Raw genomic sequence first — 20,374 nt, 5'->3', positions numbered from 1 at the left:
GAATCACAACATGTTCAACGGTAAATCGATCTTCATCTCCGGCGGCACCGGCTCGTTCGGGCGCAACTTCATCCGTCGCTTGCTCGAGCAATACCAGCCCAAGCGCGTGGTGGTGTTCTCCCGCGACGAGTTGAAACAGTACGAGATGCAGCAGACCTTCAACGCGCCGTGCATGCGCTATTTCATCGGCGACGTGCGTGACGCCGATCGCTTGCGTCAAGCCATGCGCGGCATCGACTACGTGGTGCATGCCGCCGCGCTCAAGCAGGTACCGGCGGCCGAATACAACCCGACCGAATGCATTCGCACCAACGTCAACGGCGCGGAAAACATCATCGCCGCTGCCATCGACAATGGCGTGAAGAAAGTCGTGGCGTTGTCCACCGACAAAGCGGCCAGCCCGATCAATCTGTACGGTGCGACCAAGTTGCTTTCGGACAAGCTGTTCGTCGCCGCCAACAACATTGCCGGCGAGCAGCAGACCCGCTTTGCCGTGGTGCGTTACGGCAACGTCGCCGGTTCGCGCGGCTCCGTGGTGCCGTTTTTCAGCAAGCTGATCGCCGACGGTGCCAAGGAGTTGCCGATCACTGACGAGCGCATGACCCGGTTCTGGATCACCCTCGATCACGGCGTGCAGTTCGTGCTCGACAGCTTCGCCCGCATGCACGGCGGGGAAGTGTTCGTGCCGAAGATCCCGTCGATCCGCATTGTCGATCTGGCGCGTGGCATGGCCGAGCACCTGCCGCACAAAAACGTCGGCATCCGTCCCGGTGAAAAGCTGCATGAACTGATGGTGCCGCTGGACGATGCGCGCATGACCCTCGAGTTCGAGGACCACTACACGATTCAGCCATCGATTCGCTTCACCAGCGTCGATGTCGATTTTGCCGTCGACAAACTCGGCGAGCGCGGGCGCGCGGTGAGCGAAGATTTCGAATACCGCTCCGACACCAACCCGCAGTTCCTTTCAGTGGGGCAGATCGCCGATCTGCACGCGAAGCTCTCGGTATGATCCCCTACGGTCGGCAAAGTGTCGATCAGGCGGACATCGATGCGGTGCTCGAGGTCCTGCAATCGGACTGGCTGACCCAAGGCCCGACCATCGAACGCTTCGAGCAGGCGATGGCCGCGCGTTGCCAGGCCGATTTCGCCGTGGCGGTGTGCAACGCCACCGCGGCGCTGCACATCGCTTGTCTGGCGGCGGGGCTGGGGCCGGGCGATCGTTTGTGGACGACGCCGAACACTTTTATCGCCTCGGCCAACTGCGGGCGCTATTGCGGCGCCGAGGTGGATTTCGTCGACATCGATCCGCTGACCTGGAACCTCGACGCGGTGGTGCTGGCGGCGAAGCTGGAACAGGCCGAGCGCGACGGCACGCTGCCCAAGGTGCTGGTCGCGGTGGCGTTCTCCGGGCAGAGCTGTGACATGCGGCGCATCGCCGAACTGGCCGAGCGCTACAACTTCATCGTGATCGAGGACGCCTCGCACGCCGTCGGCGCGAGCTACGCCGGGCGGCCGGTCGGGTGCGGCGAATTTGCTGCGATGACGGTGTTCAGTTTCCACCCGGTGAAAATCATCACCAGCGCCGAGGGCGGCATGGTCCTGACCAATCGCCTGCAACTGGCCGAGCGTCTGCAACGCCTGCGCAGCCACGGCATGACCCGCGATGCGCAGCAGATGACCGAGCCCGGTCACGGGCCTTGGTACTACCAGCAGATCGAGCTGGGCTTCAACTATCGGATCACTGACCTGCAAGCGGCGCTGGGGCTGTCACAGCTGAGCAAGCTCGACGAGTTCGTCGCCCGGCGTCGCGAACTGGCAGCACGCTATGATCGCTTGCTGGCGTATTTGCCGGTGACGTTGCCGAGCCCGCAGGAAGAAGCGGAGTCTGCCTGGCACCTGTATGTGGTGCGTCTGCAAACCGAGCGCATCAGTCTCAGTCATCGTCAGGTCTTCGAAGGTTTGCGCGGCGCTGGTATCGGCGTGAATCTGCACTACATCCCGGTGCACTTGCAGCCTTACTATCGCGACCTGGGTTTTGCCGAGGGCGATTTTCCCGAGGCTGAACGCTATTACGCTCAAGCCATCAGCTTGCCGCTGTTCCCCTTGCTGAGCGATGAGCAGCAGGATCATGTAGTCGAGCAACTGCGGCGACTGACCGAAGAATGACCGCTGCGGCGGTGGACGAGACTGTGCAATGCGCGATCTGAGCGAGCAGGAAAGATTCTGGCAGGGTGAGTTCGGCAACCAGTACGTTGAGCGCAACGTCGGTCAGGCGTTGGTGGCGGGCAATCTAGGGTTCTTCGCCAAAGCGCTGAGCCGCGCGGGCCGCGTTGACAGTCTGCTGGAGCTGGGCACCAACGCCGGCAACAATTTGCAGGCACTGCGTCAGTTATTGCCGCGCTGCGAACTGTTCGGGGTCGAGATCAACGAAAGCGCGTGTGCGCAGGCGCAGGCGCTGGACATTGCGCAGATCTGGCACGGTTCGTTGTTCGATTTCCCTGCCGAACGTCGCTACGATCTGACCCTGAGCAAAGGCGTGCTGATCCATCTGGCCCCTGAGCTGTTGCCGCGCGCCTATGCGCAGTTGTACGAGCTGAGCCAGCGCTACATCCTGATCGCCGAGTATTACAATCCGGCGCCGGTGGAAGTCGCCTATCGTGGCAACAACGGCAAGCTGTTCAAGCGTGATTTCGCCGGGGAAATGCTCGACCGCTTTGCTGACTTGCAGTTGGTCGATTATGGTTTCGTCTATCACCGCGATCCGCAGTTTCCGGCGGACGACATCACTTGGTTCCTGTTGGAAAAACGCCCTTGAGCAACGTCGCAATCATCCCCGCCCGAGGCGGGAGCAAGCGTATCCCGCGCAAGAATCTCTTGCCGTTCGATGGCGTGCCGATGATTGTCCGCTCGATCCGCACAGCGCTGGATTCAGGATTGTTCGAGCAGGTCGTGGTCAGCACCGACGATGTCGAGATTGCCGACATCGCGAGGGCGCACGGTGCGCAGGTACCGTTCATGCGCCCGGCAGCACTGGCCGATGACTTTACCGGCACTGCGGCGGTCATCGCGCATGCGCTGGAGCAGTTGCCGTCCTTTGAGTTCGCTTGCTGTATTTACGCCACTGCGCCGCTTTTGCAGGTGCGCTATCTGCGTCAGGGTTTCGAGTTGCTGGAGCAGCATCCGCATCGATCATTCGCATTCTCCGTTTGCAATTTCGCGTTTCCGGTGCAGCGCGCGCTGACCGTGGACGGCGAGGGTGCCTTGACGGCGCTGTATCCTGAGTTTCGCAATACCCGCTCGCAGGACCTGCCCGAGGCGTATCAGGATGCCGGTCAGTTCTATTGGGGGCGCAGCGCGGCGTGGTTGCGCGGTGACGTGCTGTATTCGCCAGCCAGCCTGCCGGTGATCCTGCCGCGGTATCTGGTCCAGGACATCGACACGCCTGAAGACTGGAAACGCGCCGAATACCTGTACGCAGCGCTCAAGGCGGGCGGAGAGCTGACATGAGAGTGCTGATTCGCGCCGACGCCTCGCCGACCATTGGTAGCGGCCACATCGCCCGTTGCCTGACCCTGGCGCGGGTTCTGCGCCAGCAGGGCAGCCATATCGCGTTTGCCTGCCGGCGGTTGCCCGGGCATCGACTGGATGCCTTGAGTGCCGAGGGCTTCGAAACCTTCGCGCTGCCCGAGCGCTATCGCGATGAAGACCCGCTGCAGTCCATCGAGTCGATGCTGCCGTGGCAGTTCGACATCGATGCGCTGGGCCAGTGTCTGGACGGGCAAGCGGAGTTTGACTGGATCATCGTCGACCATTACGGCCTCGACCATCACTGGCAAACCGCGGCGCGGCGCTGGGCGCATCGCATCGCGGCGGTGGATGATCTGGCGACCCGGCGCTACAGCGTCGACCTGTTGCTCAACCAGAATCTGTCCGGCCTCAGCGAAAACTATGCGCCGCTGCTGCCAGCGGGATGCCGCACCTTGCTCGGCCCGCGCTATGCGATGTTGCGTGAGGAATTCGCTTGCGCGGCAATCGAGATCAAACCGACGGCGCGCCGGGTATTGGTCAACTTTGGCGGCTTCGATGCGGCGATGCAGACCCATCATGCGATGCTCGCCCTGGCCGATCTCAACGAGCTGCAAGTGGATTTCGTTGCCGGCGCCGACAACCCGGCGTGGGCACAAATGCAGGCGTTGGCCGAGACGCGGCCGAACTGGCGCTTGCACAGTTTCGTCAGCGATTTTTATCAGCGCATGACTGAAGCCGATCTGTTCATCGGCGCGGGCGGCGGTACCAGTTGGGAGCGTGCGGCGCTCGGGTTGCCGACGATCTGTATCGCGGTCTCGAACAACCAGCAGGCCAACGGCGAAGTCATGGCCGCTGCGGGCGCGCATGTGTTTCTCGGCGCCCGTGAGCAAGTCAGCGTTGAGCAATTGCGCGATGCGGTCGGCTTCGTCGCCAACAATTTCTATTTGCGCCAGAGCCTGGCTGAACGCTCGCGGCAACTGGTCGATGGCCGCGGCGCCGAGCGCGTCGCAGCAGCGTTGGCCGGGGCGGTGCTGAAGCTGCGCCCGGCAACGCTGGACGATGCGCAGTTGCTGTTCGATGGGCGCAATGCCGACGCGGTGCGGCGCGGGTCGCTGGATTCCGGGATGATCGACTGGCCGCAGCATCTGGACTGGCTGTCGGCGAGTCTGCGCAATCCGCAGCGGTTGCTGCTCATCGCCGAGGCTGACAACGGTTCGGTCGGTGTCGTGCGCTATGACCTGCGCGGGTTTGATGCGGAGGTTTCGCTGTATCTGCTCGAGGGGCGAATCGGTCTGGGCTGGGGCAGGGCGTTGCTGGCTCGGGGCGAAGCGTTTGTCGCGATGCATTGGCCGCAACTGCAAGCCATCAGCGCCCGGGTTTTGCCGGGCAACGCGCCTTCTTTGAGTCTGTTTCGTGACGCCGGCTTCAGCCAGGACGCCTGCGTGTTCACCCGTGTTCTGAAGGATCAATCGCATGACTAGCTTCAAGATTGGCAATCGCTTGATCGGTGCCGATGCGCCGCCGTTCATCATTGCCGAGATGAGCGGCAACCATAACCAGTCGCTGGAGCTCGCCCTGCAAATCGTCGAGGCCGCCGCCCGGGCCGGGGCGCATGCCTTGAAGCTGCAAACCTATACCGCCGAGACCATGACGCTGGATCTGTCCGAAGGTGAATTTTTCATCAAGGATCCGGGCAGCCTATGGGCTGGCACCTCGCTGTACGAGCTGTACGAAAAAGCCCACACGCCGTGGGAGTGGCACGCGCCGATCTTCGCCCGAGCAAAAGAGCTGGGGATGCTCGCGTTCTCGACGCCGTTCGATGACAGCGCAGTGGATTTTCTCGAAAGCCTCGATGTGCCGGCCTACAAGATCGCCAGTTTCGAAAACACCGACCTGCCGCTGATTCGTCGTGTGGCGGCCACCGGCAAGCCGTTGATCATTTCCACCGGCATGGCCAGCATTGCCGAACTGGATGAGAGCGTGCGTGCCGCTCGCGAGGCGGGCTGCAAGGATCTGGTGCTGCTCAAGTGCACCAGCACCTATCCGGCGACCCCGCTCAACAGCAATGTGCGTACGATCCCGCATCTGCGGGAACTGTTCGGTTGTGAAGTCGGGCTGTCCGACCACTCGATGGGCGTCGGTGTTTCGGTGGCAGCGGTGGCGCTGGGTGCGACGGTGGTTGAAAAACATTTCACCCTCGACCGTTCAGCCGGTGGCGTTGACGCCAGTTTCTCCCTGGAACCTTCAGAAATGGCCAGCCTGGTGGTGGAAACCGAGCGTGCCTGGCAAGCCATGGGCGAGGTCCATTACGGCGTCACCGAGGCCGAGCGCAAGTCGCTGGTGTATCGGCGCTCGCTGTATGTCACCGCCGACATGGCCGCCGGTGACACCTTCAGTCGCGACAATCTGCGCGCGATTCGCCCGGGTCTCGGTCTGCCGCCCAAGCACACCGACGCGGTTCTCGGCCGCCGCGCCCGCGCGCCGATCAAGCGCGGTACGCCGCTGGACTGGTCGCTGCTCGAATAAGCCGATCTGCACCGATTCGGCTAAATAGCGTGACCTGCGAGTCATAACGCGCATCTTCACTGTATTGTATTGATCGGGGAGATGGCGCCTGGCCCGTATTGCGGTTCCAGTGATAGCCCTTAGCGCTCCCCGTGGCTGCCCGTTGTGGCGGCCATTTGCTGTTTGTCAGCGCCCCTCGAAATCCTTGCGAGCGGTGGTCTTGGGCTGTTTTTTATTGGGAAGCCGTAATGATTGGCATAAAAAGCATTGCGAGCTACGTTCCTGTAGCCGGCGTGGACAATTACGCACAAGGTGCAAAATTCGAGAAGGATGAAGAATTCATCCTTGGCAAGATCGGCTCGGCATTCCTGCCGCGCAAAGACGCTGAACAGGAAACCTCCGACCTGTGCGTGGAAGCGGCCAATGCGCTGTTTGCCAGCAACCCGCAGCTCAAGCGCGAATCGATCGACGCGCTGATCGTCGTCACCCAGAACGGCGACGAAGAAGGCCTGCCGCACACCGCGGCGATCGTGCAGGACAAACTGGGTCTGCCAACCAACGTAGCGGCGTTCGACATTTCCCTGGGCTGCTCCGGTTATGTCTATGGCATCTACGCGATCAAAGGCTTCATGGAAGCCGCCGGCCTGAAAAACGGCCTGCTGATCACCGCCGACCCGTATTCGAAAATCGTCGACCCGCAAGACCGCAACACCACCATGCTCTTCGGCGACGCCGCCACTGCAACCTGGATGGGCGAAGACCCGACCTGGGCGCTGGGCAAGGCCAAGTTCGGCACGGACGGTTCCGGCGCACCGCATTTGAAAGTCACCGACGGCGTGTTCTTCATGAACGGGCGCCAGGTGTTCAACTTTGCCCTGCTCAAGGTCCCGGCGCATTTGCACGAGCTGCTCGATGATTCCGGCCTCAAGTCCGATGACATCGATGCGTTCTGCATTCACCAGGGCAGCGCGGCGATCGTCGATGCCGTGGCGCGACGTTTCGAAGGCGAGCCGGAGAAATTCATCAAGGACATGGTCGAGACTGGTAACACCGTGTCGTCCAGCATCCCGTTGCTGCTGGAAAAGCACGCGCTCGATTCGCAATGGCAGCGGGTCGCGCTGAGCGGCTTCGGGGTGGGTCTGTCGTGGGGTTCGGCGATCATCTATCGTCCCTGATCGACGCAAAAACAGCGGATACAAAAATAGCGTTCAAGGTTAACCTTGAACGCTATTTTTTTGCCTGATACGGAGCGCGAGGCGTCATGAGCGAGTTTTTCCAAGCCAATGCCCAGGTGTTGCAGCGGCGCTGGCCGGCGCTGTTCGAGCGCTTGCTGGGCGAGGACAGCGCAAGCGTTGCTGCTGAACTGGTGCACGGGCTCGGCGCGACGCTGAGCGTCAATGGCGTGCAACTGACCAGCCGTCATGATCGCCTGCATGAGGCGCAGGTACAGGCAGCGAGCCTGGCGGAAAAACCGCAACTGCATGTCTATGGCACCGGTCTGGGCGATTTGCCCGGTGTGCTGCTGGAGCGTGCCGGTCTTGAGCGCTTGTACGTGCATATCCTCAATGGCGCGCTGTTCGCACTGGTGCTGCAACTGCTCGATCAGCGCCATTGGCTGGACGATCCGCGCGTCGAGTTGTTTTACGCCGATGAGCATGCTGACTTCTTCACGCCGTTTTTCGCCCTGCCTGCCGAGTTGCTGCTGGCCGATGACAGCAATGCGAAGATTCGCGATCGGCTGGTCAATGAAATTCACCTGACGTTCAACAACCGCGAGTTCGATCCGCAGTCAGCGCAGATCCAGCAGCGCTTGCAGGAGTGCCTGCCGGTGCTGCTCGGCGATGCCGACGTGGCGCAACTGTTCGGTAGCTGCGCCGGGCGGGAGATTTACGTGATTGCCACCGGGCCGAGCCTGGAGCAGCACTTCGAAAGTCTGGCGGCGATCCGCCAACGTGCCGAGCGACCGTTGTTCATTTGTGTCGATACCGCTTATCGCCCGCTGCGCGAGCACGGGATTGCGCCTGACCTTGTAGTGAGCATCGATCAGCGCATCAGCTTCCGGCATCTGCCTTTTGAGCAGTCCGATGGCATCCCGCTGGTGTATCTGCCGATGAGCGATCCGACCGTACTGCAGGCGTGGAAGGGCAAACGTTATGGCGGCTATTCCGCGAGCCCGATCTATGCGGACTTACGTGAGCGCTACCCGCGCGGCCAGTTGCACGTCGGCGGCAGCGTGATTCATCCGGCGGTGGATCTTGCAGTGAAGATGGGCGCTGCGACGGTCACCCTGTTTGGCGCTGACTTCGCCTTCCCGATGAACAAGACTCACGCCGGCTGGGATGACGGCGATCTCGGGCCGCCGGTGAATCAGGCGCGGCACTGGGTGCGTGACGGCCATGGTCAGCGCGTCAGCACTCAGCTGAACTTTCGCGGTTATCTGTGTGTGCTTGAGCGCTACATTGCTGCGCATCCACAGGTCGAGTTTCTCAACAGCAGTCGATCCGGGGCGCTGATCGCCGGAACCGCGTTCAACCTGGAGTTCGTGCAATGAATGCCCTGAGCGCTTGCATAAAACAGTGCCGCGACACCGCAGCGCTGTTTCGCCTGGGCCGTGATGTCGAGGCCGCGCTGAGCATGGTCGATGTCTTCGAAAACGCCCAGCAATGCCTGGCGTCTGCCTCTATAGAGACTCAGCAACAGTGGGCGCAGGTGCTGACGCAAATGTTCGAATGCCAGGAGCGCCAGGACTGGCTGGCCCTGGCCGATTATATGGAGTACGAACTGGTCGATCTGCTGGAAAGTGTCGCGGCCTGAACAGGCCGATGGCGCGGGCCCGCCGCTTTGCGCGGCAGGCGGTTTTATGGCGTCAGTTTTTCGCGGTGGGACGGCGGCTAAGTCTTTGTTTTCTCGGGGGTGGCGTGGTGATGGCAAAATTTTTTCAAAAAGCCCTCAAGCAACCTGCAAACCCGACGATAACTATTACGAAGGTTCTCTAGGCCATACCCGGCGGTTGCCAGGGCCGGAAGCCGCAGTACCCAACCAACGAGGAATTCGTCATGGCTTTAACAGTAAACACCAACACCACATCGTTGAACGTTCAGAAAAACCTGAACCGCGCTTCCGACGCTCTGTCCACTTCGATGCAGCGCCTGTCTTCCGGCCTGAAAATCAACAGCGCCAAAGACGACGCCGCTGGCCTGCAAATCTCCAACCGTATGTCCTCGCAGATCCGCGGTAACACCCAGGCCATCCAGAACGCCAACGACGGTATCTCCGTTGCCCAGACCGCTGAAGGCGCTCTGCAAGCGACTACCGACATTCTGCAGCGTATGCGTGAACTGGCTGTTAAAGCCCGTAACGGTACCAACGGCACTGCTGACCAGACCGCTACCAACGCTGAATTCGCTCAGATGTCCGACGAGATCACCCGTATCTCGGCTTCGACCAACCTGAACGGCAAAAACCTGCTGGACGGTTCGGCTGGTACTGTGACCCTGCAAGTGGGCGCAAACACCGGTTCGGCTAACCACATCGACCTGGTACTGAGCTCCAAGTTCGACGCCGTCAGCCTGTCGGTTGGCAGCGCTACTGTTGTACTGACCGGTGCAGACGCTGCTACCGCTGCTACCAACATCGACAGCGCGATCACTGCAATCGACGCAGCTATCGCTAACATCGGTGCAACCCGTGCCAGCCTGGGTGCTTCGCAAAACCGTCTGACCAGCACCATCCAGAACCTGCAGAACATCACTGAAAACACCACCGCTGCTCAGGGTCGTGTACAGGACACCGACTTCGCCGCTGAAACTGCTAACCTGACCAAGCAGCAGACTCTGCAGCAAGCTTCGACCTCCGTACTGGCTCAAGCCAACCAACTGCCTTCCGCTGTACTGAAGCTGCTTCAGTAATTCGGATCGAGTTTAAGCGGGGGAGTGCGCTTGTCGTGCTCTCTCGCTTTTTTACGTTAAGAGGTGATGGGCATGGACATGAGCGTAAAGCTTAACGTGTCTTATCCGGCTCCCAAGCCAGTGACACCGGTTGCTGACAAACCGTCAGAGCTGCCTAAAGTCCAAAAGACTGAAGCACCGGTCGCTGTCAAGGATCAGGATTCGGACAGCGCCAAGTTAAAACTGGCGGTGCAAGAGATCGAAAAGTTCGTCCAGTCGATCAAGCGTAATCTGGAGTTCTCGATTGACGAGCATTCCGGCAAAGTCATCGTCAAGGTGATCGCAAGCGAGACGGGTGAAGTCGTTCGACAGATTCCTTCCGCCGAAGCCCTCAAGCTGGCGGACAGCCTCGCCAACGCAAGTCACGTGTTGTTCGACGCCAAAGTCTGATAAATGGCATGAATCGTGTTTGTTCGTTCCCAAGACGCCTGTAACGGTCAAAAGAATGGCAACAATCTGAAGGGAGATGCACATGGCAAGTCCAATTCTACCGGGTTCCGGACTGGGTTCCGGCCTGGACATCGGCGCGATCGTGACTGCGCTGGTCAACGCCGACAAGTCTGCCAAGCAGACGCAGATCGATACCGCAACCAAAACCAACAGCCTGAAGATTTCCGGCGTCGGTTCGCTGAAAAGCGCCTTGGCGGCATACCAGAAAGCAATGGGTGATCTGAACAAGGCAACGAGCCCGGCGTTCGCCGGTTTTACTGCGACTTCGGACACGCCGACTGTTGTCGGTGCCACATCGGATAAAACCGCTGTACCGGGTACCTATAGCGTTGTTGTGAAAAATCTGGCCACCGGCTCGAAAGTAGCCAGTGCCGCCTTCGCCGGCGGGGCCGCCAGTGCCATTCCGAGTGGTACTCTGAAAATCAGTCAGAATGGCATTGATTACAATGTCGCGATTCCGGCCAATGCCACCCTGCAGTCCACGCGCGATGCGATCAACACCGCGCAGGCCAGCAACGGTATTTCGGCCAACATCGTGACCGACAGCACCGGTTCGTCGCGTCTGGTGCTCAGCTCGAACAAGACAGGTGCCGGCATGGACCTGAAGGTCAGCGGGATCGCCGGTCTGGAGATTGATGGCACCCAGGAAATGGGCAGCAGCCCGGCAGCCGGTGCGTCCGGCGCTGTCGGTAAGCTGGCGATGGATGCCAGTCTGACCATCGACGGCCTCGCCGTTACCAGCAAGACCAATACCGTGACTGGTGCAATCAGCGGCATGACCCTGAATCTGGTCACCGCAAGTCCTGTCGTCGGTGGCGTGGCAACGCCGTCTACCGTGTCGGTCGCCACCAATACTGCCGGGATTCAAACATCGCTGCAGTCGTTCATCGACTCCTATAACACCTTGAAGAAAACCATCGACACCTTGTCCAAGGCAACGCCGGACGCCGATGGCAATCTGACCGTTTCGGCAGCCTTCACGGGTGACGCTCTGCCGCGTTCGTTGATGGCGGATGTGCGCGCTCAGTTGACCGATCCAGGGGCGGGCGGAGCAGGGCAATTGTCCGTGCTCTCGCAGATGGGCGTGTTGACTGACAGCAAGACTGGTTTGCTGACCCTCGACACCGCCGTGTTCAACAAGCGTATGGAAACCCCGGGCATGGCTGGCCAGGTCCAGCAATTGTTCAGCGGTACCGACGCGAAAAATGGTCTGTTGGCACGCATGAGCGCGGCGGTCGATCCTTACGTCAAGACCGGCGGGCTGCTGGATCAGCGCAGTTCCAATCTGACCAATCTGACGAGCAGCTTGCAGAAGCAGCAGGTGGCGCTGGACTTGCGCGTCGCCAACTTGACCACGACGTTGACCGCCAAGTACAACGCCATGGACTTGCTGGTAGGGCAGATGAAAGCGACGGCGAGCAACATCACCTCGTTCTTCAGCTCGCTCAACGCGCAGCAGTCCGCGAAGTAACCGTTGGTAACGACAAAAACCCGGCTACGCTAGCTCAGCGTGTGCCGGGTTTTTGTCTTTTGATCTAAAGTTTTCAGGCTCGTTGGCGATACACTGGTTATACGAGTCATTGTGGCAATGAGGTAGAACATGAACCCGATGTTAGCCCTTCGGCAGTATCAGAAAGTCGGTGCCCATGCGCAGACATCCGAAGCGAGCCCGCACCGTCTGGTGCAAATGTTGATGGAAGGTGGCCTGGCCCGTATCGCTCAGGCCAAAGGCGCCATCGAGCGCAAGGACATCCCCGCCAAGTGCACGTCGATCAGCAAGGCGATCGGCATTGTCAGTGGCCTGCGCGAGGGGCTTGATCTGGAAAACAACGCCGAGGCGCTGGCTGACCTCGACGGCCTGTACATCTACATGATGAAGCGTCTCGCCGAGGCGAACATCAGCAGTGACCCGCGCATTCTCGACGAGGTTGCCGGCTTGCTGAGCACGGTCAAGGAAGGCTGGGACGCCATCGCGCCTGTGCCTGCTCCGCAGTTCTGAAGGAGAGCGTCATGAGTCTTGTATTGCAGCGAATTGCCGATACCCGTGAAGCGCTGGTCGGTGCTCTGGCCGAACGCAATTGGGAAGCCATCGGCGAGCTGGATCTGGCTTGCCGGTCCTGCATGGAAGACGTCATGGCGGAAGCGTCGCTGGACGAAGTCGCCTTGCGCGGCAACCTCGAAGAGCTGCTGTTCGTTTACAAGGAGCTTCTCGAAGTGGCCATGGGCGAGCGGCAGGCGATAGCCAACGAGATGTCGCAGATCACCCAAGCGCAAAAAGCGGCCAAGGTTTACCATCTGTTTGGTTGATTAACCGTCAGTTAATCCAGGCATATGCGCCATAAATTTGACTGTGCACGGTTTTTTGACTTAACTAGTGGCTATTATCAGATTTAGGGCGTCTACAGGCACATGGTGTCCTGCAAGCGTCTCGCTTGCCCCATTTTTCGGGCATTGAGTTGACTAGGGAAGTTGCTATTGCATGTGGCGTGAAACCAAAATTCTGCTGATCGATGACGATAGCGTCCGCCGCCGCGACCTGGCGGTGATTTTGAATTTTCTTGGTGAAGAAAATTTACCCTGCGGCAGCCATGACTGGCAGCAGGCAGTCGGCTCTTTGTCGTCTAGTCGTGAGGTCATTTGCGTACTGATCGGGACCGTCAATGCTCCTGGTGCGCTTTTGGGCTTGCTAAAGACACTCTCAACCTGGGATGAGTTCCTTCCGGTTTTGTTGATGGGCGATAATTCTTCCGTCGACTTGCCTGAAGACCAGCGTCGGCGGGTCCTTTCGACCCTGGAAATGCCGCCCAGCTACAGCAAATTGCTCGATTCGCTGCACCGTGCCCAGGTCTATCGCGAGATGTATGACCAGGCCCGCGAGCGCGGTCGTCATCGCGAACCCAATCTGTTCCGCAGTCTCGTCGGCACGAGCCGGGCGATCCAGCATGTGCGTCAGATGATGCAGCAGGTCGCCGACACCGACGCCAGCGTGCTGATCCTCGGCGAATCCGGCACCGGCAAGGAAGTGGTCGCGCGCAACCTGCATTACCATTCCAAGCGCCGTGACGCGCCGTTCGTGCCGGTCAACTGCGGGGCGATCCCGGCAGAGCTGCTGGAAAGCGAACTGTTCGGCCACGAGAAGGGCGCTTTCACCGGGGCGATCACCAGCCGTGCCGGGCGTTTCGAGCTGGCCAACGGCGGCACACTGTTCCTCGACGAAATCGGCGACATGCCGCTGCCGATGCAGGTCAAACTGTTGCGCGTGCTGCAGGAGCGCACCTTCGAGCGCGTGGGCAGCAACAAGACCCAGAGCGTCGATGTGCGCATCATCGCGGCGACACACAAGAATCTCGAAACCATGATCGAGATCGGCAGCTTCCGCGAAGACCTCTACTACCGCCTGAACGTGTTCCCTATCGAGATGGCGCCGCTGCGTGAGCGCGTCGAAGACATCCCGTTGCTGATGAACGAACTGATCTCGCGTATGGAACATGAAAAGCGCGGTTCGATCCGTTTCAACTCGGCGGCGATCATGTCGCTGTGCCGTCACGGCTGGCCGGGCAACGTCCGCGAGCTGGCCAACCTGGTTGAGCGCATGGCGATCATGCACCCGTACGGGGTGATCGGTGTGGTCGAGTTGCCGAAGAAATTCCGCTACGTCGACGACGAAGACGAGCAGATGGTCGACAGCCTGCGCAGCGATCTGGAAGAGCGCGTGGCGATCAACGGTCACACGCCGGATTTCAGCGCCAACGCATTGCTGCCGCCAGAAGGCCTGGATCTGAAGGACTACCTCGGTGGTCTGGAGCAGGGCCTGATCCAGCAGGCGCTGGACGATGCCAATGGCATCGTGGCGCGTGCGGCGGAACGTCTGCGCATCCGTCGTACCACACTGGTGGAGAAGATGCGCAAATACGGCATGAGCCGGCGCGATGGAGACGAACAGGCGGATGATTGACGCCTGTTTTCCAAGCGCTTCATTTATAAGCGCTTTTTTTTAGGCACGGGTATTGCTACAGCCCTCGCAACGTTCCGTTTCACTGACGGTCAGCCAAGCGAGAGAGCACAATGCCCCAAGCCGCCCAGATCTCTTCTGCCTCCAATATCGTGGGGCAACCCTCGTCCGTAGAGCAGGCAAGCCGTCAGGGCCTTGAGCAGGCGTTCGAGCTGTTCAACCAGATGTCCAGCCAGTTGACCGACTCCTACAGCATGCTCGAAGCGCGGGTGACCGAGCTCAAGGGCGAGCTGGCCGTGGTCAGCGCCCAGCGCATGCAGGAGCTGGCAGAAAAGGAACGTTTGGCCAACCGTCTGCAAAATCTCCTTGATCTGTTGCCCGGTGGCGTCATCGTCATCGACGGCCGCGGTATTGTCTGCGAAGCCAATCCGGCCGCCATTGAATTGCTCGGCCTGCCGCTGGAAGGCGAATTGTGGCGCCAGGTGATCGCCCGCTGCTTCGCACCGCGCGAAGACGATGGTCACGAAATCTCCCTTAAAAACGGTCGACGCTTGTCGATTGCTACTCGCTCGCTGGATGCCGAGCCGGGGCAGTTGGTGCTGCTCAACGATTTGACGCAAACCCGTCATCTGCAGGATCAACTGGCGCGCCACGAGCGCCTGTCTTCGCTCGGCCGTATGGTCGCTTCGCTGGCTCATCAGATCCGCACGCCGCTGTCCGCCGCGCTGCTGTATGCCAGCCATTTGACTGAGCAGGAGCTGACGGTCGCCACGCAGCAGCGTTTCGCTGGACGTCTTAAAGAGCGTCTGCATGAGCTGGAACATCAGGTGCGCGACATGCTGGTGTTCGCGCGCGGCGAATTGCCGCTGACCGATCGCCTCAGCCCCAACGCGTTGATGCAGGCGCTGCAAGCCGCGGCGCTGACCCATGTGCAGGACTTGCCGATCCGCTGGCAGTGCGACAGCCATGCCGGCGAGCTGCTATGCAATCGCGACACGCTGGTCGGCGCGCTGTTGAACCTGATCGAAAACGCGATTCAGGCCAGTGCCGGCGCAGTCCGTCTGAAAGTCCATTGCTACACCCGCGACAACACCCTGCGTCTGTGCATCAGCGACAATGGCAGCGGCATCGAGCCGGCCGTACTGGCGCGCCTTGGCGAACCGTTTTTCACCACTAAAGTCACCGGCACCGGTCTCGGCCTGACCGTGGTCAAGGCCGTGGCGAGGGCGCATCAGGGAGAATTGCGGCTGCGTTCGCGGGTCGGCCGCGGCACCCGCGCGCAGGTGATCCTGCCATTGTTTACTGCCGCACAAGGAGTTGAGTGACTGCCATGGGCATCAAGGTGTTGCTGGTCGAAGATGACCGTTCGTTGCGCGAAGCGCTGGCCGATACGCTGTTGCTGGCCGGGCACGATTACCGCGCGGTCGGTTGCGCCGAGGACGCCTTGACGGCCGTAGCGCACGAAGCCTTCAGCCTGGTGGTCAGTGACGTCAATATGCCGGGCATGGACGGTCATCAATTGCTCGCGCTGTTGCGCGCGCGTCAGCCGCAATTGCCGGTGTTGCTGATGACCGCCCACGGTGCGGTCGAACGCGCCGTCGACGCGATGCGTCAGGGTGCGGCAGATTATCTGGTCAAGCCTTTCGAACCCAGAGCACTGCTCGATCTGGTGGCGCGGCATGCGTTGGGTAGCATCGGTGGTGCTGAGGCTGAAGGGCCGATAGCCGTCGAGCCGGCCAGTGCGCAATTACTCGATCTCGCCGCACGGGTGGCGCGCAGCGATTCCACAGTATTGATCTCCGGCGAATCCGGTACCGGTAAAGAAGTACTGGCGCGCTACATTCACCAGCAGTCGCACCGCGCCAATCAACCGTTCATCGCGATCAACTGCGCAGCGATCCCCGACAACATGCTCGAAGCGACGTTGTTCGGTCATGAGAAGGGTTCGTTTACCGGCGCCATCGCCGCTCAGCCCGGCAAGTTCGAACAGGCCGACGGCGGCACTATTTTGCTTGATGAAATCTCGGAAATGCCCCTTGGCCTGCAAGCCAAGTTGCTGCGTGTCTTGCAGGAACGTGAAGTCGAGCGCGTCGGCGCACGCAAGCCAATCACCCTGGATATCCGCGTGGTCGCCACCACCAACCGTGATCTGGCGGGCGAAGTGGCGGCGGGGCGCTTCCGTGAGGACCTGTTTTACCGCCTGTCGGTTTTCCCTCTGGCCTGGCGTCCACTTCGCGAGCGCACTGCCGATATCCTGCCGCTGGCGGAAAGATTGCTGGCCAAACACGTCAATAAAATGAAGCACGCCGCAGCAAGACTTTCGCCTGAAGCGCAAGCAAGCCTGACGGCCTACCCATGGCCAGGCAATGTGCGTGAACTGGATAACGCCATTCAACGGGCGCTGATCCTGCAGCAGGGCGGGATGATTCAGCCGCAGGATTTCTGTCTCGCCGGTGCGCTGCCGGTGGCTGCTTTGCCGGTCGCCGCACCGGCGATTCGAGACCTGCAAGTCGAGGCGGATTCGTCCGGTGCGCTGGGCGATGACCTGCGCCGCCGGGAGTTTCAGATGATCATCGACACCCTGCGGGCCGAGCGCGGCCGACGCAAGGAAGCCGCGGAAAAACTCGGCATCAGCCCGCGTACCTTGCGCTACAAACTGGCGCAGATGCGCGATGCCGGGATGGACGTTGAAGGCTATCTGTTCGCCACCTGAATCGCCGCGCAACAATCAACATGTTTTTCTCAAAGGGGTGCCCGTTAGCTGGCACCCTTGTTGCTAATACCTGTGTACCCGCCGAGTGAAGTGTCAAAAAATTGCGGGCCGCCCAAGAGAGTAGACCATGAGCCAAGGTATTGAATTTAATCGGTTGATGATGGACATGCAGGCCATGAAAGTGGATGCCATGTCTGCGCGCAAATCGACCGCCGCTGTTCCTGAACTGGCGGGCAGCAGCTTTTCCGACATGCTCGGTCAGGCGATCAACAAAGTCAGCGATACCCAGCAGGCGTCGACTCAACTGGCCAACGCATTCGAGGTCGGCAAGAGCGGCGTCGATCTGACCGACGTGATGGTCGCGTCGCAGAAAGCCAGCGTGTCGTTCCAGGCTCTGACCCAGGTGCGCAACAAACTGGTTCAGGCGTATCAAGACATCATGCAGATGCCGGTATAAGGGCGAGATTGAGTCATGGCAGAAGCAGTCGCTGATAACGTTCCGGCCAAGGCCACCCCGATCGACGGCAAACCGCCGCTGTTCGGCCTGTCCTTTCTGGAAAACCTTTCCCAGATGACCGTGCTGCGTCAGGTCGGCCTGTTGGTCGGTCTGGCCGCGAGCGTGGCGATTGGCTTTGCCGTGGTGCTGTGGTCGCAGCAGCCGGATTACCGTCCACTGTACGGCAGCCTCGCCGGCCTGGACGCCAAGCAGGTCATGGAAACCCTCGCCGCCGCTGACATCCCTTACAACGTAGAACCCAATTCCGGCGCCTTGCTGGTCAAGGCCGATGACCTGTCCCGTGCGCGGATGAAACTTGCGGCCGCTGGTGTCACTCCCAGCGACGGCAACATCGGTTTCGAAATCCTCGACAAGGAACAGGGTCTGGGCACCAGCCAGTTCATGGAAGCGACCCGTTATCGTCGCGGCCTCGAAGGTGAACTGGCGCGCACCATTTCCAGCCTGAACAACGTCAAGGGTGCCCGCGTGCACCTGGCGATTCCGAAAAGTTCGGTGTTCGTGCGTGACGAGCGCAAGCCGAGCGCTTCGGTACTGGTCGAGCTGTACAGCGGTCGTTCGCTGGAGCCGGGCCAGGTGGTGGCGATCATCAATCTGGTGGCGACGTCCGTTCCCGAGTTGAGCAAATCGCAGATCACTGTCGTCGATCAGAAGGGCAACCTGCTCTCCGATCAGGCGGAAAATTCCGAAATGACCATGGCCGGCAAGCAGTTCGATTACAGCCGCCGCATGGAAAGCATGCTCACCCAGCGCGTGCACAACATTCTGCAACCGGTGCTGGGCAACGATCGCTACAAGGCTGAAGTCTCCGCCGACATCGATTTCAGTGCCGTCGAGTCGACCGCCGAGCAGTTCAACCCGGATCAACCGGCGTTGCGCAGCGAGCAGTCGGTCAACGAACAACGCACCGCCAGCAATGGCCCGCAAGGTGTGCCCGGTGCCCTGAGCAACCAGCCACCGTCGCCAGCCTCGGCACCGCAAACCACCGGCGGCGCTGCTGCTCCGGCGGGGATGATCCAGCCAGGTCAGCCATTGGTCGATGCCAACGGTCAGCAGATCATGGACCCGGCCACCGGTCAGCCGATGCTCGCGCCGTACCCGGCGGACAAGCGTCAACAATCCACCAAGAACTTCGAGCTCGACCGTTCGATCAGTCACACCAAGCAACAACAGGGCCGTCTCAATCGCCTGTCGGTGTCGGTGGTGGTTGACGATCAGGTCAAGGTCAACGCGGCCAACGGCGAAACCAGCCGTGCGCCGTGGACCGCCGATGAATTGGCGCGCTTCACCCGTCTGGTGCAGGACGCCGTCGGTTTCGATGCCAGCCGTGGCGACAGCGTCAGCGTGATCAACATGCCGTTCTCCGCCGAGCGCGGCGAAGTGATTGCCGATATTCCGTTCTACTCCCAGCCATGGTTCTGGGACATCGTCAAACAAGTGCTGGGTGTGTTGTTCATCCTGGTGCTGGTGTTTGGTGTGCTGCGTCCGGTGCTCAACAACATCACCGGCGGTGGCAAAGGCAAGGAGCTGGCCGGTCTGGGCAGCGACGTGGAACTCGGTGGCATGGGCGGCCTGGACGGCGAACTGGCCAACGACCGCGTAAGCCTCGGTGGTCCGCAGAGCATTCTGTTGCCGAGCCCGAGCGAGGGTTATGACGCGCAGCTGAATGCAATCAAGAGTCTGGTAGCTGAAGACCCGGGTCGCGTGGCTCAGGTCGTGAAAGAGTGGATTAACGCAGATGAGTGATAACCGAGCCGCCACCCTCAAACTGACCAAGGTCGACAAAGCCGCGATTCTGCTGCTGTCCCTCGGATCGACCGATGCTGCGCAAGTGCTGCGCCACATGGGCCCGAAAGAAGTGCAGCGGGTCGGCGTGGCCATGGCGCAGATGGGCAACGTCCATCGCGAGCAGGTCGAGCAAGTCATGAGCGAGTTCGTCGACATCGTCGGCGATCAGACCAGCCTCGGCGTCGGCTCCGACGACTACGTGCGCAAAATGCTCACCCAGGCGCTGGGCGAAGACAAGGCCAACGGCCTCATCGACCGCATCCTGCTCGGTGGCAACACCAGCGGCCTGGACAGCCTGAAATGGATGGAGCCGCGCGCGGTCGCCGACGTCATCCGTTACGAGCACCCGCAGATCCAGGCGATCGTGGTCGCGTACCTCGACCCGGATCAGGCCGGTGAAGTGCTCGGCAACTTCGACCACAAGGTGCGTCTGGACATCATCCTGCGCGTCTCGTCGTTGAACACCGTGCAGCCGGCGGCGTTGAAAGAGCTGAACCAGATTCTCGAGAAGCAGTTCTCCGGCAACTCGAACGCCTCGCGCACCACCCTGGGTGGCATCAAGCGTGCGGCCGACATCATGAACTTCCTCGACAGCTCGATCGAAGGCCAGCTCATGGACTCGATCCGCGAAGTCGACGAAGACCTGTCCGGTCAGATCGAAGACCTCATGTTCGTCTTCAACAACCTGGCGGACGTCGACGACCGCGGGATTCAGGCGCTGCTGCGCGAAGTCTCGTCCGACGTGCTGGTGCTGGCCCTCAAGGGTTCGGACGAAGGCGTCAAGGAAAAGATCTTCAAGAACATGTCCAAGCGTGCTGCCGAACTGTTGCGCGACGACCTCGAAGCCAAAGGCCCGGTGCGCGTCAGCGACGTCGAAACCGCGCAGAAGGAAATCCTCACCATTGCCCGCCGCATGGCCGAGGCCGGCGAGATCGTGCTCGGTGGCAAGGGCGGCGAGGAAATGATCTAAGCCC

20 protein-coding genes are annotated in these 20,374 nt (G+C 60.7%); all 20 read left to right on the top strand.

Features of this window, described 5'->3' with window-relative positions:
* Positions 1 to 10 precede the first annotated feature (10 nt).
* The 20 genes from pseB (at position 11) to fliG (ending at position 20,370) form a co-directional block, all read left to right on the top strand.
* Positions 11 to 1,012, top strand: coding sequence for a UDP-N-acetylglucosamine 4,6-dehydratase (inverting) (pseB, locus tag J3P75_RS20165; protein ID WP_434707929.1), 1,002 nt, complete (start codon positions 11 to 13; stop codon positions 1,010 to 1,012).
* Positions 1,009 to 2,169, top strand: a complete 1,161-nt coding sequence (gene pseC, locus J3P75_RS20160; RefSeq protein WP_434707928.1) for a UDP-4-amino-4,6-dideoxy-N-acetyl-beta-L-altrosamine transaminase — start codon at positions 1,009 to 1,011, stop codon at positions 2,167 to 2,169. Before pseB ends, pseC begins: the two co-directional genes overlap by 4 nt.
* 28 nt (positions 2,170 to 2,197) lie before the next feature.
* The gene (locus J3P75_RS20155; protein ID WP_434707927.1) at positions 2,198 to 2,818 is read left to right on the top strand and encodes a pseudaminic acid biosynthesis-associated methylase; all 621 of its coding nucleotides are present in this window, start codon (positions 2,198 to 2,200) and stop codon (positions 2,816 to 2,818) included.
* Positions 2,815 to 3,510, top strand: a complete 696-nt coding sequence (pseF, locus tag J3P75_RS20150; protein ID WP_434707926.1) for a pseudaminic acid cytidylyltransferase — start codon at positions 2,815 to 2,817, stop codon at positions 3,508 to 3,510. Before J3P75_RS20155 ends, pseF begins: the two co-directional genes overlap by 4 nt.
* A complete protein-coding gene (pseG, locus tag J3P75_RS20145) occupies positions 3,507 to 5,012 on the top strand; it encodes a UDP-2,4-diacetamido-2,4,6-trideoxy-beta-L-altropyranose hydrolase (RefSeq protein WP_434707925.1) in 1,506 nt (501 codons plus the stop codon). Before pseF ends, pseG begins: the two co-directional genes overlap by 4 nt.
* The gene (gene pseI / locus J3P75_RS20140) at positions 5,005 to 6,057 is read left to right on the top strand and encodes a pseudaminic acid synthase (protein ID WP_434591029.1); all 1,053 of its coding nucleotides are present in this window, start codon (positions 5,005 to 5,007) and stop codon (positions 6,055 to 6,057) included. The genes pseG and pseI overlap by 8 nt, the downstream gene beginning before the upstream one ends.
* Before the next feature lie 227 nt (positions 6,058 to 6,284).
* The gene (locus J3P75_RS20135) at positions 6,285 to 7,211 is read left to right on the top strand and encodes a ketoacyl-ACP synthase III (RefSeq protein ID WP_434707924.1); all 927 of its coding nucleotides are present in this window, start codon (positions 6,285 to 6,287) and stop codon (positions 7,209 to 7,211) included.
* Positions 7,212 to 7,297: 86 nt separating this feature from the next.
* On the top strand, positions 7,298 to 8,587 hold the full coding sequence (locus J3P75_RS20130) for a motility associated factor glycosyltransferase family protein (RefSeq protein ID WP_434707923.1): 1,290 nt from the start codon (positions 7,298 to 7,300) through the stop codon (positions 8,585 to 8,587).
* The gene (locus J3P75_RS20125; RefSeq protein ID WP_434707922.1) at positions 8,584 to 8,850 is read left to right on the top strand and encodes a hypothetical protein; all 267 of its coding nucleotides are present in this window, start codon (positions 8,584 to 8,586) and stop codon (positions 8,848 to 8,850) included. Before J3P75_RS20130 ends, J3P75_RS20125 begins: the two co-directional genes overlap by 4 nt.
* A 242-nt stretch (positions 8,851 to 9,092) precedes the next feature.
* Positions 9,093 to 9,944 carry a flagellin domain-containing protein gene (locus tag J3P75_RS20120; protein ID WP_434707921.1) on the top strand — a complete coding sequence of 284 codons (852 nt, stop codon included), beginning with the start codon at positions 9,093 to 9,095 and terminating at the stop codon, positions 9,942 to 9,944.
* 72 nt (positions 9,945 to 10,016) lie between these two features.
* Positions 10,017 to 10,373 carry a flagellar protein FlaG gene (locus J3P75_RS20115; protein ID WP_434591017.1) on the top strand — a complete coding sequence of 119 codons (357 nt, stop codon included), beginning with the start codon at positions 10,017 to 10,019 and terminating at the stop codon, positions 10,371 to 10,373.
* An 82-nt stretch (positions 10,374 to 10,455) separates the two neighbouring features.
* Complete coding sequence (fliD, locus tag J3P75_RS20110; RefSeq protein ID WP_093103483.1) at positions 10,456 to 11,904, top strand: flagellar filament capping protein FliD; 1,449 nt, start codon at positions 10,456 to 10,458, stop codon at positions 11,902 to 11,904.
* A 129-nt stretch (positions 11,905 to 12,033) separates the two neighbouring features.
* Positions 12,034 to 12,432, top strand: coding sequence for a flagellar export chaperone FliS (fliS, locus tag J3P75_RS20105; protein WP_434591011.1), 399 nt, complete (start codon positions 12,034 to 12,036; stop codon positions 12,430 to 12,432).
* An 11-nt stretch (positions 12,433 to 12,443) separates the two neighbouring features.
* Positions 12,444 to 12,740 (top strand): flagellar protein FliT, encoded by a 297-nt coding sequence (locus tag J3P75_RS20100; RefSeq protein WP_434707920.1) that lies wholly within the window; start codon positions 12,444 to 12,446, stop codon positions 12,738 to 12,740.
* A 172-nt stretch (positions 12,741 to 12,912) separates the two neighbouring features.
* Positions 12,913 to 14,388 carry a sigma-54 dependent transcriptional regulator gene (locus tag J3P75_RS20095; protein WP_203421214.1) on the top strand — a complete coding sequence of 492 codons (1,476 nt, stop codon included), beginning with the start codon at positions 12,913 to 12,915 and terminating at the stop codon, positions 14,386 to 14,388.
* A gap of 110 nt (positions 14,389 to 14,498) precedes the next feature.
* Entirely contained in the window at positions 14,499 to 15,710 is a 1,212-nt protein-coding gene (locus J3P75_RS20090) for a sensor histidine kinase (protein WP_434707919.1), read from the top strand.
* A 5-nt stretch (positions 15,711 to 15,715) separates the two neighbouring features.
* Complete coding sequence (locus tag J3P75_RS20085) at positions 15,716 to 17,098, top strand: sigma-54-dependent transcriptional regulator (RefSeq protein ID WP_434711349.1); 1,383 nt, start codon at positions 15,716 to 15,718, stop codon at positions 17,096 to 17,098.
* Positions 17,099 to 17,225: 127 nt separating this feature from the next.
* Positions 17,226 to 17,555, top strand: a complete 330-nt coding sequence (gene fliE, locus J3P75_RS20080) for a flagellar hook-basal body complex protein FliE (protein ID WP_090282354.1) — start codon at positions 17,226 to 17,228, stop codon at positions 17,553 to 17,555.
* Positions 17,556 to 17,570: 15 nt separating this feature from the next.
* Entirely contained in the window at positions 17,571 to 19,358 is a 1,788-nt protein-coding gene (fliF, locus tag J3P75_RS20075; RefSeq protein ID WP_090282355.1) for a flagellar basal-body MS-ring/collar protein FliF, read from the top strand.
* Entirely contained in the window at positions 19,351 to 20,370 is a 1,020-nt protein-coding gene (gene fliG / locus J3P75_RS20070; RefSeq protein WP_016984305.1) for a flagellar motor switch protein FliG, read from the top strand. The genes fliF and fliG overlap by 8 nt, the downstream gene beginning before the upstream one ends.
* Positions 20,371 to 20,374: the final 4 nt, after the last annotated feature.

It is taken from the genome of Pseudomonas sp. R1-1, from assembly GCF_051132135.1.
In the GTDB taxonomy this organism is placed as follows: domain Bacteria; phylum Pseudomonadota; class Gammaproteobacteria; order Pseudomonadales; family Pseudomonadaceae; genus Aquipseudomonas.
Note: the sequence above shows the minus strand (reverse complement) of the source record. Positions and strands in the feature narration are given on the sequence as shown.